At 60.1% G+C, this 13769-nt stretch carries 13 protein-coding genes; 5 read left to right on the forward strand and 8 right to left on the reverse strand.

Going from position 1 to position 13769, the window contains the following annotated elements; all coding sequences use genetic code 11:
- Nucleotides 1-8: 8 nt before the first annotated feature.
- From DBR46_RS23120 to DBR46_RS23135, 4 genes are all read right to left on the reverse strand, one after another.
- Nucleotides 9-404 carry a PIN domain-containing protein gene (locus DBR46_RS23120; RefSeq protein WP_124528065.1) on the reverse strand — a complete coding sequence of 132 codons (396 nt, stop codon included), beginning with the start codon at nt 402-404 and terminating at the stop codon, nt 9-11.
- Complete coding sequence (locus DBR46_RS23125; protein ID WP_124528066.1) at nt 401-658, reverse strand: AbrB/MazE/SpoVT family DNA-binding domain-containing protein; 258 nt, start codon at nt 656-658, stop codon at nt 401-403. The genes DBR46_RS23120 and DBR46_RS23125 overlap by 4 nt, the downstream gene beginning before the upstream one ends.
- Before the next feature lie 172 nt (nt 659-830).
- Nucleotides 831-2204 (reverse strand): nucleotide 5'-monophosphate nucleosidase PpnN, encoded by a 1374-nt coding sequence (gene ppnN / locus DBR46_RS23130; RefSeq protein ID WP_017737369.1) that lies wholly within the window; start codon nt 2202-2204, stop codon nt 831-833.
- A gap of 150 nt (nt 2205-2354) precedes the next feature.
- On the reverse strand, nt 2355-3179 hold the full coding sequence (locus DBR46_RS23135; protein WP_124528067.1) for an aspartyl/asparaginyl beta-hydroxylase domain-containing protein: 825 nt from the start codon (nt 3177-3179) through the stop codon (nt 2355-2357).
- Between the two features lie 307 nt (nt 3180-3486).
- Between DBR46_RS23135 and fabV the strand changes: the two genes are divergently transcribed.
- Together fabV and DBR46_RS23145 are read left to right on the forward strand one after the other, a co-directional pair.
- Nucleotides 3487-4680, forward strand: coding sequence for an enoyl-ACP reductase FabV (gene fabV, locus DBR46_RS23140; RefSeq protein ID WP_124528068.1), 1194 nt, complete (start codon nt 3487-3489; stop codon nt 4678-4680).
- A 214-nt stretch (nt 4681-4894) separates the two neighbouring features.
- Nucleotides 4895-5518, forward strand: coding sequence for an HAD family phosphatase (locus tag DBR46_RS23145; protein WP_124528069.1), 624 nt, complete (start codon nt 4895-4897; stop codon nt 5516-5518).
- On the opposite strand, the gene DBR46_RS23150 is transcribed toward DBR46_RS23145, so the two are convergent.
- On the reverse strand, nt 5515-6420 hold the full coding sequence (locus tag DBR46_RS23150) for a LysR family transcriptional regulator (RefSeq protein WP_124528070.1): 906 nt from the start codon (nt 6418-6420) through the stop codon (nt 5515-5517). The genes DBR46_RS23145 and DBR46_RS23150 overlap by 4 nt on opposite strands.
- Before the next feature lie 102 nt (nt 6421-6522).
- Between DBR46_RS23150 and DBR46_RS23155 the strand changes: the two genes are divergently transcribed.
- Entirely contained in the window at nt 6523-7692 is a 1170-nt protein-coding gene (locus DBR46_RS23155) for an aspartate aminotransferase family protein (protein ID WP_124528071.1), read from the forward strand.
- 121 nt (nt 7693-7813) lie between these two features.
- On the opposite strand, the gene punR is transcribed toward DBR46_RS23155, so the two are convergent.
- Entirely contained in the window at nt 7814-8722 is a 909-nt protein-coding gene (gene punR / locus DBR46_RS23160) for a DNA-binding transcriptional activator PunR (protein ID WP_124528072.1), read from the reverse strand.
- Nucleotides 8723-8844: 122 nt separating this feature from the next.
- Between punR and punC the strand changes: the two genes are divergently transcribed.
- Complete coding sequence (gene punC, locus DBR46_RS23165; RefSeq protein WP_124528073.1) at nt 8845-10029, forward strand: purine nucleoside transporter PunC; 1185 nt, start codon at nt 8845-8847, stop codon at nt 10027-10029.
- 132 nt (nt 10030-10161) lie between these two features.
- Here punC and DBR46_RS23170 read toward each other — a convergent pair whose 3' ends face one another.
- The gene (locus tag DBR46_RS23170) at nt 10162-10995 is read right to left on the reverse strand and encodes a nucleoside-binding protein (protein WP_124528074.1); all 834 of its coding nucleotides are present in this window, start codon (nt 10993-10995) and stop codon (nt 10162-10164) included.
- 143 nt (nt 10996-11138) lie between these two features.
- Nucleotides 11139-12086, reverse strand: a complete 948-nt coding sequence (locus DBR46_RS23175; protein ID WP_124528075.1) for a LysR family transcriptional regulator — start codon at nt 12084-12086, stop codon at nt 11139-11141.
- A gap of 173 nt (nt 12087-12259) precedes the next feature.
- Here DBR46_RS23175 and DBR46_RS23180 point away from each other — a divergent pair, with 173 nt between their 5' ends.
- On the forward strand, nt 12260-13762 hold the full coding sequence (locus DBR46_RS23180; protein WP_124528076.1) for a nucleobase:cation symporter-2 family protein: 1503 nt from the start codon (nt 12260-12262) through the stop codon (nt 13760-13762).
- The last annotated feature ends 7 nt before the right edge of the window (nt 13763-13769 follow it).

The raw sequence follows: 13769 nt of genomic DNA on the forward strand, positions 1-13769 counted from the left end.
CTGCACGGCTAGGTCAGTCGCTTCATGCCCGCTGCCTTCACGGCATTGAGATCGAAGGTGGCGGTGTACTCGCATCCTGCTGCATGGGCGCAGCGTTCAATCAGGCAGTCGGCGAAGTCGGCCTTGCTTGCGGTAAATCGTCGGAGTGCCTGCCAGAGGGTTTCGGCATGCTCGATAGTCAGCTCGCGGGTGCGCAGTAACGTCTCCAAAACTACCACCACGTCACTCTTGGCCGATTGATAGCAGCTCTGTAACACCCATACCAGTTCCACCACCGAGACCAGGCTGACAAAGCCCGGCGACAGCGTGGTGAGCGATTCAATCAGATCTGAAGCCTTGGCCGATTGGATTGGATCATCCTGGGTGACATAGCGCACCAGCACATTGGTATCCAGGCCGATCATCCGGCTTTTGCTCCCTGTGACGCGATAGCGCGATTCATGTCTTCCAAGGATACGGCCTTGGCGGGTTTCTGGATCAGACCCTTCAGGTCATGCACAGTTTTGCTCGCGGCAATGATCGAAAACCTGCCGTCTTCCATTTCGACAAACTCAACGCGATCACCTGTCTCAAGGCCCAGGGCGGTCCTTACCTGGACAGGAATGGTGATTTGCCCTTTCGAGGTGAGTGTGGCGGTCGCCATATTGAAAATCTCCATCGTGATACTCCTTACCTTAGGGTAAGGAATAATGGAGGACAAGAACCGTTGGTCCATAGGTTGTGCCTTCTGCTGTGAGTGAATCGGACTAAGTAAACACTAGCCCGATTCACGCCATCAGCACGCCCTGGAACGCGCCCAAAGCGCTACAACGTATGACCAACTGCTGGCGTTATTGCACCACGCGATAGCACGGCACATAGGCCGCGCCGCCTGGCAACTTCATGCGGTGCTGGGCGACAAAGGCCTGCAGCAGCTCATCCAGCGGCTTCATGATGGCCGGGTCGCCGTGGATCTCGTAAGGGCCGTGTTCTTCGATCAGGCGGATGCCCTTGTCCTTGACGTTGCCTGCCACGATCCCGGAGAACGCGCGGCGCAGGTTGGCCGCCAGTTCGTGGGGCGGCAGCGCATGGCTCAGTTGCAGGCTGGCCATGTTGGCGTGGGTCGGGTCGAACGGGCGCTGGAAGCCTTCGTCGATCTTCAGCAGCCAGTTGAAGTGAAATGCATCGTTGCGTTCACGGCGGAACTGCTTCACGCCCTTGAGCCCTGCAGTCATCTGGCGGGCCACTTCGGCCGGGTCGTCGATGATGATCTGATAGTGCGCCTGTGCCGCTTCGCCGAGGGTTGCCCCGACGAACGCGTGCAGTTGTTGCAGGTACGGCGCGGCGTGTTTCGGCCCGGTGAGGATGACCGGGAACGGCAGGTCGCGGTTGTCCGGATGCATCAGGATGCCCAACAGGTACAGGAACTCTTCCGCTGTGCCGGCGCCGCCCGGGAAGATGATGATGCCGTGGCCGACGCGCACGAACGCTTCCAGGCGTTTTTCGATATCCGGCAGGATCACCAGCTCGTTGACGATCGGGTTAGGCGCTTCGGCGGCGATGATGCCGGGCTCGGTCAGGCCCAGGTAGCGCCCACCGGTAATGCGCTGCTTGGCGTGGGAAATAGTCGCGCCTTTCATCGGACCTTTCATCACGCCGGGCCCGCAACCGGTGCACACGTCCAGGCTGCGCAGGCCCAGTTCGTGGCCGACTTTCTTGGTGTATTTGTATTCTTCGGTATTGATCGAGTGGCCGCCCCAGCACACCACGATTTTCGGCTCGACACCGGCGCGCAACGTACGGGCGTTGCGCAGCAGGTGGAACACGTAGTCGGTGATGCCCTGGGAGTTGCTCAGGTCGATGCGCTGGCTGTCCAGTTCGTTCTCGGTGTAGACGATGTCGCGCAGGGCGCTGAACAACATCTCACGGGTGCTGGCGATCATTTCGCCATCAACGAAGGCATCGGCCGGTGCGTTCAGCAGTTCCAGGCGCACGCCACGATCCTGCTGGTGGATGCGCACTTCAAAATCTTTGTAGGCGTCGAGGATGGTCTTGGCGTTGTCGATATGCGCGCCGGTATTGAGGATCGCCAGGGCGCACTGGCGGAACAGGGTGTAGGTGCTGCCGGTGCCGGCTTCGCTCAGTTGTTGCACTTCACGCTGGGACAGGGTTTCGAGGCTGCCCTTGGGGCTGACGGAGGCATTGATGACTTGACGTTGGGGCATTCTGATTCCTTGAAAGCGCAGCCACCACACCCGTAAGGGGCTGCGATGGCTGGAGAATGATGGGCGCCGAACTCGGTCGCACGTGACCATTGTTTACCTCAGGCGCAAGGCCGAGTGCAAACACCGTCGCACATCATCATGCCGCAGAACTTACTGAATCAGCTTCCAGTTTTTGTAGAAAACCCGACGCAGGGTAAAGACCATTGCGGCAAACCCCGCGATCACGGCATTGAGCACCTGCGGCAGCGGGGTCGGCCGCACGATATCGATAAACAGGCAGTAACGCTTTGCATCGTTCTTGTTGAAGGAGGCGTGCATCAGCGTGTCATCGAAGATGAACAACGGGTCGTCGTGCCAGTAATGTTTGTGCTCGCCGACCTGGATGTAGACGCCGTCATGATGGGGCGCGGGAGCCATGTTGTAGAGCACCCGGAACATCATGCGCAGCGGGCCGAAGTGAAAAGAGGTCGAACGGTTTTCGTTGAACACCGACACGCCGATGGTCTTCACGAACGGTAGCTTTTCGCGCAGTTTCGGAATGTCCAGGGTGGTTTCGATCGGCCGCCCGTACCACTGGAAAAACAACATGCCGCGCTTCTTCTCGGCCATGCGTTCGTCCAGGTAACCGATGATTTCATCCTTGTGGCCCATGGCTTCGTTGAGCACTTGTTGCAGGTCCTCACGCCAGGCAGGTGGCAGGTCGTTCATCGTGTAGATGTGGCGGTTGCGTGAGCTCAACAGGTCGAACAACGTGTTGAACGGTGCCAGCAACCAGGTGTTGCGGCCGCTGCCGATAAAGTATTTCTTGATGGTGGGTGCGTCATACAGGCCGTTGCGCAGGAAATCATAGATGCCACACACCAGCACCAGGCCGAGGAACACCATGGTGGTCAGGGGGAACAGACTAATAATCAGGAGCACGCCAAGTATCCAGGCGATGGACACTGCTTTTTTGCGTAAGGCAGACTTGTTCATGAAACTCAGCTCCGGCTGGACGCCAATCGACAGGTCCGGATCCGTGGCCGCGAGTGGTGGGTTTTGAAACATAATGAAACAACTACGTCATGATAAGGCGTCCAGCGCCGGGCAGGCGTTACAAATATTGCGAAATTGTGAACGCTTTACACAGTTTTTAACGGCATACGCGTTTACCGATTGGATTTTGTAAACAGAAGATTTGCGACTATCGTGACGCTTCGGTTTTTCGGGCGTCATAGACCGGTACGATTGAAGTTGAATGGCCACCATTGGCCATCGACCCCTTGGAAGAGGCAGAAATTTTATGATCATCAAACCGCGGGTTCGTGGCTTTATCTGTGTGACCGCTCACCCTGTTGGCTGTGAAGCGAACGTCAAGCAACAGATCGACTACGTGACCCAACACGGCGTCATCGAAGGCGGCCCCAAGAAGGTGCTGGTCCTCGGCGCTTCCACCGGCTACGGCCTGGCCGCGCGCATCAGTGCTGCGTTTGGCTGCGGTGCCGACACCCTGGGCGTGTTTTTTGAGAAGCCAAGTGAAGACGGCAAGCTCGGTTCGGCCGGCTGGTACAACAGCGCCGCATTCGAGAAGTTCGCTGTCGAGAAAGGCCTGTACGCCAAGAGCATCAACGGCGACGCGTTCTCCGACGAGATCAAGCGCCTGACCATCGAAACCATCAAGAAAGACCTGGGCAAGATCGACCTGGTGGTCTACAGCCTGGCCGCGCCACGCCGTACCGACCCGCAAGGCGTGGTGCACACCTCCACCCTCAAGCCGATCGGCAAGGCCGTGACCCTGCGCGGTATCAACACCGACAAAGGCGTCGTGGTCGACACCACCCTGGAGCCGGCGACCCAGGAAGAAATCGACGGCACCGTGAAAGTCATGGGTGGCGAAGACTGGCAGCTGTGGATCGACGCCCTGCGTGACGCCGACGTGTTGGCCGAAGGCGCCAAGACCACAGCGTTCACCTACCTCGGTGAAAAGCTGACCCAGGATATCTACTGGAACGGCTCCATCGGCGAAGCCAAGAAAGACCTCGACAAAAAAGTCCTGACCCTGCGCGACAACCTCGCTGCGCTGAAGGGCGACGCCCGTGTGTCGGTGCTCAAGGCCGTGGTCACCCAGGCAAGCTCGGCGATCCCGATCATGCCGCTGTACCTGTCGCTGCTGTTCAAGGTGATGAAAGAGCAGGGCACCCACGAAGGTTGCATCGAGCAGGTCTACGGCCTGTTCAAGGACAGCCTGTACGGCAGCGAGCCGAAACTCGACGCCGACGGTCGCCTGCGTGCCGACCTGGCCGAGCTGGAACCTAAAGTCCAGGACGCCGTGGCGGCGCTGTGGAACCAGGTGACCGACGACAACGTCAACGAGATCAGCGATTTTGCCGGCTACAAGGCGGAGTTCCTGCGCTTGTTCGGCTTTGAAATCGACGGCGTGGACTACGACGCTGACGTGAACCCGGATGTGAAGATCAAGGGCCTGATCCAGGCCTAAAATCCGGTAGAGCAAAAAATGTGGGAGCGGGCTTGCCCGCGAATACGGAGTGTCAGGCGCTGAATAAGGCGACTGATGCACCGCTTTCGCGGGCAAGCCCGCTCCCACATTTGTTTTGTGTGTTCTCAGAACTTTCTTACGCTTTTTTGAGCGCGCTTGGTCTCTCCGATCTGCCAGACTCCGCCAGCTATCACTCACGCTAACGGAGGATCTGATGACGATTCGTGCAGTAGTTTTTGATTTCGGCGGTGTCCTGTTCGATTGGAACCCGCACCATCTGTACCGCAAACTGATTGCCGACGACCGCGAACGGCAATGGTTCCTCGACACCATCTGCACCCAGGCCTGGAACACCGAGCAGGACGCCGGCCGCTCACTGGCCGAAGGCACCCGCATCCTGGTCGAGCAGCACCCCCATCATGAAGCGTTGATCCGCGCCTATTACGCGCGCTGGCACGAGATGCTGCGCGGCCCGCTGGCGGAAGGCGTGACGATCCTCAAGGCATTGCACCAGGCCAACATGCCGTTGTTCGGGCTCACCAACTGGTCGGCCGAGACCTTTCCCTATGCGCGGGCCAACTACCCGTTCCTGCAGTATTTTCGCGACATCGTGGTATCCGGCGAACTGCAGTTGATCAAGCCCGACGCGGCGATCTACCACGCGAGCCTCAACCAGATACGCGCCCACCTGCCGGATATCCAGCCGGCAGAGGTGGTGTTCATCGATGATGTGGCCGGCAATATCGACGCGGCGGTGGCCCTGGGCTGGCAGGGCATTCACCACGTATCAGCAGAACACACCGCCGCCTGCCTGCGGGAGTTGGGGGTGGGCTTCTAGCGCGCCCATTTCTCCATGGCGAAATCGACGAACGCCCGCAGTTTTGGCAGGCGATAACGATCCTGGCCGTACAGCAAATGCATGGGGCGGCTGGGCAGTTGATAGGCGGTCAGCAGGGCTACGAGCTTGCCGTCCTGCAAGTCGGGCTGCACCAGGGCATCGGGCAGCATGACGATGCCCATGCCTTGCACCGCCGCCTGGCGCAGCGCTTGCGAGCTGTTGATGGTCAGCGAGCCGGACACCGGAATTTCCACTTCGCCTTCGGCGCCGCTCATGCGCCAGAGCTTGTCGGCGTTGCGCCAATCGTCGGTGGAGGGGTAGGCGAATGCCAGGCAGTCGTGCTTTTGCAGGTCGTCGGGGGTTTGCGGCGTGCCACGTCGCGCCAGGTAGCTCGGCGAGGCACACAGGGTGATGGTGTAATCCTGCATCGGCCGGGCGATCAGGCTGGAAGGTTCCAGGTCGCCCAGGCGGATCGCCACGTCGAAGCCGCTGTCGACCATGTCCATGCGCTGGTTGCTGAGCACGACATAGAGCTTGATCAACGGGTAGCGCTGGGAAAACTCGCTCAAGGCCGGGGCCAGGCGCTCGGTGCCAAAGGCCGGTGGCGCGGTGATGCGCAGGGTGCCTTTGGGCACGTCGCTGTGGGCCTGCTCGGCCAGTTGCTCGGAGTCGGCCACCAGCCCCAGCACTTCCAGGCAGCGCTGGTAGTACTGCCCGCCGAATTCCGTGAGGCTTTGTTTGCGCGTGGTGCGCTTGAGCAGGCTGACCCCGAGGCGCTGTTCGAGGGCGCGCAGGTGATTGCCGACCATGGTGGTCGACATCCCGCAGGCCTGTGCGGCGGCCGTCATGCTGCCGGTTTCCACGACTTTTACGTACACCGACATCGCCTGGAACAAATCCATTATCAAGTCCTGGTTCAAAGTCATTGCATAAAAGCGCAGTTTATCCAGCTCGGGTGGCTAACGATAGTGCAAGCATTACAACGATGTATTGGAGCTGCGACCATGACCGCCACCTGCCTGATGACCACTTATCAACCCTTGGCCCTGAGTTTTACCCGTGGCCTGGGCACGCGCCTGTGGGACCAGCAAGGCCGCGAATACCTGGACGCGGTGGCGGGTGTGGCGGTGACCAATGTGGGGCATTCCCATCCCCGACTGGTGAGTGCCATCAGTGAGCAGGCGGGACTGCTGCTGCACACCTCCAACCTCTACAGCATCGACTGGCAACAACGCCTGGCCCTGCGTCTGGCCCGGTTGTCCGGCCTCGACCGCGCGTTCTTCAATAACTCCGGCGCCGAGGCTAACGAGACGGCGTTGAAACTGGCGCGCTTGCATGGCTGGAAAAAGGGCATCGAAGAACCGTTGGTGGTGGTGATGGAAAACGCCTTCCACGGCCGCACCCTGGGCACCATGGCGGCCAGCGACGGGCCATCGGTGCGGCTGGGCTTCCAGCGCCTGCCGGGGGATTTTATCAAGGTGGGGTTTGGTGACATCGCGGCGATCGAGGCGATCACCAAGGCGTACGGCGCGCGTATCGCCGCCGTCCTGTTGGAACCCATCCAGGGCGAAAGTGGCGTGCTGCCTGCACCGCCCGGCTATCTATACGCCCTGCGTGATCACTGTACACGCCACGGTTGGCTGCTGATGCTCGACGAAATCCAGACCGGCATCGGCCGCACCGGCACTTGGTTTGCGTTCCAGCACGAAGGCATTCTCCCGGATGTGATGACCCTGGCCAAAGGCCTTGGCAACGGCGTGCCCATCGGCGCCTGCCTGGCGCGGTCGGCGGTGGCGCAGCTGTTCACCCCGGGCAGTCACGGCAGCACCTTTGGCGGCAATCCGCTGGCCTGCCGCGTAGGCTGCACGGTGCTGGATATTATTGAAGAGCAAGGCTTGCTGCAGAACGCGGCGCAACAGGGCGAGCGCCTGCTGGCCCGGCTGCGGGTAGAGTTGAGTGAGCACCCACAGGTGCTGGCGATTCGTGGCCAGGGCTTGATGATCGGCATCGAGCTGGCCAGCCCCTATCGTGACCTGGCCCAGCGTGCGGCGCAGGAGCACGGCTTGTTGATCAACGTGACACGGGGCAAGATCATTCGCCTGCTGCCGCCGCTGACCCTGGATGCCAAAGAGGTCGAGATGATCGTACGGGCCATCACCCGCTTGTTGGACTAACCCCAATCAAAAAATGTGGGAGCGGGCTTGCTCGCGAAGGCGGTGTGTCAGTGAATAAATCCGTATCTGATACACAGCCTTCGCGAGCAAGCCCGCTCCCACATAGGGATACCCATATGTTTCAGGGGCCATTGAGCCATTCCTGATTCATCGTCTCCTTGTCCCCCAGATAATCCAACAACCAAGTCATCGCCGGCGACAACTTGCTCTGCGCCCAGGCCACACACGATGGGCTGGCCGGAAACGGCCGGCTCAACTGCAGCGCCACCAACTCACCGCGTTCGATCCACGGCAGCACCTGATGTGCTGGCGCCATGCCGACGCACAGGCCGTCGCGCAGGCAATCGATGGCCGAGGCCCAATTCGGCACCACCAGCCGGCGTTGGTTATCCAGGGTCCAGGTGTCGCGCTTGGGCAGGTTGCGCGAGGTGTCGGTCATGCACAGCGAGGCAAAGGGCCGCAGTTGATCGTCACTGAGCAAGCCTTCCATGGCCGCCAGCGGATGCCGCGCGCTGACCACGCACAGCCAGTTCAACAGGCCCATGTCACGAAAGGTGAAGTGACTGGCCACCGGCACTGCGCTGGTGGCGCCGATGACGATGTCGGTGCGCTCGTCGGCCAGGGCATCCCACACGCCGTTGTACACCTCGTACTCCAGCAGCAATTCCACTTCGGGAAACTGCCGGTAGAAATCCAGCACCAATTGCCGGCAGCGCTGGGGTTTGACGATGGAGTCTACGGCGACTTTCAACTGGCCGCTCCAGCCATTGGCCACCTGCTGGCACAAGCGCCGGGTGCCGAGCATTTTTTTCATCACGCCCCGTGTCTCGTCGACAAACAGGCGCCCGGCGGCGGTCAACTCGACATCGCGGTGTCGACGCACGAACAATGGCACCGCCAGCCACTCTTCAATCTGACGCACCGTATAGCTGATGGCCGACGGCACGCGGTTCAATTCCTGCGCTGCGGCGCTGAAGCTGCCGTGGCGTGCCACCGCATCGACTACATCCAGGGAGTATTCGGACCACATGGCCGTTGCCTTCAAATTTATTGATAAGAGTGTCCAATTATTATCGCTTCACATAGAAACTGTCAGCTTCATAATGGGCGCCAGTCAGCAAATAGTTTGATGGCAGGATCTACAAGGCTTCGATGAAAAATTCTTTTGGTTTCACCTGGTATCTGGCGGGGCTGAGCATGCTCGGCTACCTCGCCATGGACATGTACTTGCCGGCGTTCGGCGCCATGGGCGAGCAACTACAGATTGGCGCTGGCGCGGTGGGCGCCAGCTTGAGTATTTTTCTCGCTGGCTTCGCGGTAGGGCAGTTGCTGTGGGGGCCGTTGTCCGACCGCCTGGGGCGCAAGCCGATTCTGCTCGCCGGCTTGAGCCTGTTCGTGCTGGGTTGCGCGGGCATGTTCTGGGTCGAGACCGCGCCGCAACTGCTCGCGCTGCGTTTTATCCAGGCGATTGGCGTATGTTCCGCTGCCGTAAGCTGGCAGGCACTGGTGATTGACCGCTATCCGGCTGAGAAGGCCCACCGCGTGTTCGCCAGCATCATGCCACTGATGTCTTTGTCGCCCGCGTTGGCGCCGTTGTTGGGGGCGATCGTGTTGAATCACTTTGGCTGGCAGGCGATCTTCGGCGTGTTGCTGGGGGTGTCGCTGCTGTTGCTGCTGCCGACATTGCTCCTGCGCCGTGTGCCGAAACGTCCGGCAGAAGAGGGCGCACCTTCGCGTCTCGGCTATGGCCAATTGCTCAGCTCCCGGGTGTTTACCGGCAACGTGATGATCTTTGCCGCGTGTTCCGCCAGTTTCTTCGCCTGGCTGACGGCTTCGCCCTTCATCCTCGGCGATATGGGCTACAGCCCGAACGATATTGGCCTGAGCTACGTCCTGCCGACATTGGCGTTTCTGGTGGGTGGCTACAGTTGCCGCAGCGCCTTGCAGCGCTTCCAGGGCAAGACCCTGTTGCCCTGGTTGCTGGTGGCGTATTGCATCAGCATGGTGGCGCTGTACCTGGTCGCGACGCTGACCGTGCCGACCCTCACCACTTTGCTGATTCCGTTCTGCCTGATGGCGCTGGTCAACGGTGCCAGTTACCCGATTGTGGTGGCGAATGCACTGATGCCGTTTGCCGAAAATTCCGGCAAGGCGGCGGCGTTGCAAAACACCCTGCAACTGGGACTGTGTTTTCTCAGCAGCCTGTTGGTGTCGTCGATGATTGACCAACCGTTGCTGATTACCGTGATCGTGATGCTGGCGACCGCGCCGTTGGCGGTGTTGGGGTACTGGTTGGCTCGGCCAAAGGCTGACGGTTCGAAGCTGGCACAGGCTTAGAAGTGTAATGCGATCAACTGTGGGAGCTGGCTTGCCTGCGATAGCATCACCTCGGTGTATCTGAAACACCGAGTCGCCAGCATCGCAGGCAAGCCAGCTCCCACATTTTGATCCGGGTTCGCCAGTAGAGATCTAGAACGTCACTTCCATATTCACCGTCGGCGTCGACGTGCGGCTACCCCGGCCACCGTCCACACCGAATTTGTTGTGCCAATACTCGTAACCCACCCCGAGATACAGGTTCGGCTTCACGCTTTTACCCGGCCGCACCGCCACCATCAGTGCACTGCGCATCAGCGCTTCGGGCGCGGTGTCGCGGCCGTGGTAGTCCTCGCCTTTCTCGCCGACGTAGTTGATGAAACCCTGGAATTTCGCCGCGTGGTTGGCGATTTCGAAGGGGCGCATCCAGGTCAGGTTGAGCATGTAGGTGTCGTCGAAGGTGTGGTTCGACTCTTGTGCGCCGGGAATACCAGTGTGGTTCTTTTCCTTGTAGTACAGCAGGCTCAGATCCAACACGCCGACGGTGTTGAACTTCAAGGTCGGGCCGACCACCACTGCACGTTTTTTCGCCGAGGCGAAGTTGTTGTTGCGGTTGGCATCGAAGCCCAGGGTCAGCGCGTAATCCTTGACCAACCCGGTGCCCAACGGCACATCGAACACCCGTGACGCGTACAGCTGGTGTCGATACACCGCGTACACCTCGCTGCCGCCGTGATCGGTGCCCTTGCGCGGGTCGCTGCTGTCGGACAGGAACACGTCCAGGTTGAGAAAGTTACTGCCGTACGTGTAGCCGCTGGCGTGGGTGAAACTATAGATACGCTTGCTGAATTCGTCGGGGTTATTCGGATTAGTGAACTGTTGGCCGTAGCGAAATCCTACGCTGTTGTTCATCCATTCCACCGCGACAGCCTCCCCGCCGCCGAGGAGGGTGAGCAATACGGTTGCGCCGTGCAGTGCCTTTTTCATTGTTTTAATTCCTTTGGCGTTTGGCTCATGGCGACCTTGCAGGGGCCGCCGGGCGCAGTATCGACACAAGGATGGCGCACGCCAAAGAACAGAATCTCGCCTGGGCCGATGCCGAAACGGCAGCAGTCGGCTTGCCCTGAAAGTCAGGAAATACGTGGCGCCAGGGGCGTTTCATCGCGCTCGCGCAAGGCAATTTCCTCGCCCAGCAAATGCGCCAACGCTTGCACCGCCACCGGCAGGTCGCGGTCTTTGCGCGCATACACGCCCAGGTCGCTGAAGATTCCACCCTGGTCACTCAAGGGGATATGCAGCAATTCGCCGCGTGCCAGGTCGGCCTCGATGCCGATCCGGGTCTGGAAGGCAATGCCCAATTGCTGGCGTGCCAACTGCCGGGCCAACTCCATGGAGTTGCTGTGCAGCAGCGCCTTGTTCGGCGCAGCACGCTTGTGCAGCGGGGCGATCAGGTGATGCACCGACAGCTCGCTCTTGGCCTGGATCACTCCGTGTTCGCAGCACTGTGCGTAGCTGACATGACTTTCACCGGCCAACACATGACTGGGTGTCATCAGCGCGCCAAGGCGGAAATGGCCGACACACAGTTGGGTGATTTCACCACCGCGAGGCAGGGCAAAAGCCAGTCCCAAATCCGCCTGGCCATTGACCACTGCGCTGGGAATCGACTGCGAGCCTTGCACCGTGACGCCAATCGTCACTTTCGGATAGCGCTCGCGCATGCGCTTGAGGGCGGCGGGCAGCAACTCGACGGCAGCCCCTTCCACCGTGGCGATTTCCACATGGCCGGTCTGCACGCCATGCAATCCATCCAGTTCACCGCGCACCCGTTCCACATCCTGCAACAGCAGCGTGATGTGGCGCGTGAGGATTTCGCCGGCCGCCGTCACACGCAGGCCGCCCGGCAAGCGATCAAACAGCGTCGCCCCCATCTCATCTTCCAGCTTGAGGATCTGCCGGTTCACCGCCGATGACGCCACGTTCAAGCGCCGCGCGGCTTCGCGGATCGAATGGCAGCGCCGCACCATGTCGAAGTAATAGATCGCCGGGGCGTGGATGCGCAATTTGCGGTTGAGCATTTTTTTTCAGGTCCTTTTGCGCAGGTCTTCAGGCCACGGGACAGGGCGGCTGAATGGATTTTTGTAACGAGGATTACAAGGCTGTTGTGGAATTGATTGTATACAACTCTATGGACATCCCGTGTTTCCTTTGCATACAGTGATTGCACAACAAAAACAGAGATCCCCTCACCATGACTATCCCGAAGGCGTCACCGCAGCGGCCCGAAGATGAAAATCTGGGCGTCGCCGCCAACATGGCTTACGGCCTGCAGCATGTCCTCACCATGTACGGTGGCATTGTCGCCGTGCCGCTGATCGTCGGTCAGGCAGCCGGGTTGTCGCCAGCAGACATTGGCTTGTTGATCGCCGCGTCGCTGTTTGCCGGTGGCCTGGCCACGTTGTTGCAAACCTTGGGTTTACCGTTTTTTGGTTGTCAGTTGCCGCTGGTGCAGGGCGTGTCGTTTGCCGGTGTGGCCACCATGGTGGCGATCGTCGGCAGTGATGGCGCCGGCGGGGTGCCGGCGATTCTCGGGGCGGTGATGGCCGCGTCGTTTATCGGGCTGTTGATTACCCCGGTGTTCTCGCGAATAACCAAATTCTTCCCGCCCCTGGTGACCGGTATCGTCATCACCACCATCGGCCTGACCCTGATGCCCGTTGCGGCGCGTTGGGCGATGGGCGGCAACAGCCGCGCGGCGGATTTTGGCAGCATGTCCAATATCGGCCTGGCCGCGTTGACGCTGATGCTGGTGTTGCTGTTGAGCAAGATCGGCAGCGCGACCATCTCCCGTCTGTCGATCCTGCTGGCGATGGTGATCGGCACCGTGATTGCCGTGTTCCTGGGCATGGCGGACTTCTCCGGGGTGACCCAGGGGCCAATGTTCGGTTTCCCCACACCATTCCATTTCGGCATGCCAACCTTCCATGTGGCCGCGATCATCTCCATGTGCATCGTGGTGATGGTGACGCTGGTGGAAACCTCGGCGGATATCCTCGCCGTCGGCGAGATTATTGACACCAAGGTCGATTCCAAGCGCTTGGGCAATGGTTTGCGCGCCGACATGCTGTCGAGCATGTTCGCGCCGATCTTTGGCTCGTTCACCCAGAGTGCCTTCGCCCAGAACGTAGGGCTGGTGGCGGTTACCGGGGTAAAGAGCCGCTTTGTGGTGGCAACGGGCGGGTTGTTCCTGGTGATCCTCGGTCTGCTGCCATTTATGGGCCGAGTGATCGCAGCGGTGCCGACTTCAGTGCTGGGCGGGGCGGGTATTGTGCTGTTTGGCACCGTGGCGGCCAGCGGTATCCGTACGCTGTCGAAGGTGGACTATCGCAATAACATGAACCTGATCATCGTCGCCACTTCCATCGGTTTTGGCATGATCCCGATTGCCGCTCCAAGCTTCTATGATCATTTCCCGACCTGGTTCGCGACCATTTTCCACTCGGGGATCAGTTCGTCGGCGATCATGGCGATCCTGCTGAACCTGGCGTTCAATCACTTCACTGCCGGTAACTCGGACCAGCAATCGGTGTTTGTGGCAGGGACGGAGCGTAGTTTGTGTTTCCACGATGTGGCCGCGTTGCGCGACGGGGATTACTTCCGCGGGGGCAAGTTGTTTGATGCCGAGGGCAAGGAGATTCCGTTGGTGGCGGAGGTCCAAAAGAAGACCGTAAAGCCCGAGACCACTGAGGTTTGAAAAATGT

This window comes from Pseudomonas sp. KBW05 (genome assembly GCF_003852405.1).
Taxonomy (GTDB): domain Bacteria; phylum Pseudomonadota; class Gammaproteobacteria; order Pseudomonadales; family Pseudomonadaceae; genus Aquipseudomonas.

What these genes read in the sequence shown, in the direction of transcription:
- punC (WP_124528073.1), top strand. Translation starts at nt 8,845, where the DNA reads ATGAAAAATTCTTTTGGTTTCACCTGGTATCTGGCGGGGCTGAGCATG.
- ppnN (WP_017737369.1), bottom strand. Translation starts at nt 2,204, where the DNA reads ATGCCCCAACGTCAAGTCATCAATGCCTCCGTCAGCCCCAAGGGCAGC.
- fabV (WP_124528068.1), top strand. Translation starts at nt 3,487, where the DNA reads ATGATCATCAAACCGCGGGTTCGTGGCTTTATCTGTGTGACCGCTCAC.
- DBR46_RS23175 (WP_124528075.1), bottom strand. Translation starts at nt 12,086, where the DNA reads ATGCTCAACCGCAAATTGCGCATCCACGCCCCGGCGATCTATTACTTC.
- DBR46_RS23180 (WP_124528076.1), top strand. Translation starts at nt 12,260, where the DNA reads ATGACTATCCCGAAGGCGTCACCGCAGCGGCCCGAAGATGAAAATCTG.
- DBR46_RS23120 (WP_124528065.1), bottom strand. Translation starts at nt 404, where the DNA reads ATGATCGGCCTGGATACCAATGTGCTGGTGCGCTATGTCACCCAGGAT.
- punR (WP_124528072.1), bottom strand. Translation starts at nt 8,722, where the DNA reads ATGTGGTCCGAATACTCCCTGGATGTAGTCGATGCGGTGGCACGCCAC.
- DBR46_RS23150 (WP_124528070.1), bottom strand. Translation starts at nt 6,420, where the DNA reads ATGGATTTGTTCCAGGCGATGTCGGTGTACGTAAAAGTCGTGGAAACC.
- DBR46_RS23125 (WP_124528066.1), bottom strand. Translation starts at nt 658, where the DNA reads ATGGAGATTTTCAATATGGCGACCGCCACACTCACCTCGAAAGGGCAA.
- DBR46_RS23145 (WP_124528069.1), top strand. Translation starts at nt 4,895, where the DNA reads ATGACGATTCGTGCAGTAGTTTTTGATTTCGGCGGTGTCCTGTTCGAT.
- DBR46_RS23170 (WP_124528074.1), bottom strand. Translation starts at nt 10,995, where the DNA reads ATGAAAAAGGCACTGCACGGCGCAACCGTATTGCTCACCCTCCTCGGC.
- DBR46_RS23155 (WP_124528071.1), top strand. Translation starts at nt 6,523, where the DNA reads ATGACCGCCACCTGCCTGATGACCACTTATCAACCCTTGGCCCTGAGT.
- DBR46_RS23135 (WP_124528067.1), bottom strand. Translation starts at nt 3,179, where the DNA reads ATGAACAAGTCTGCCTTACGCAAAAAAGCAGTGTCCATCGCCTGGATA.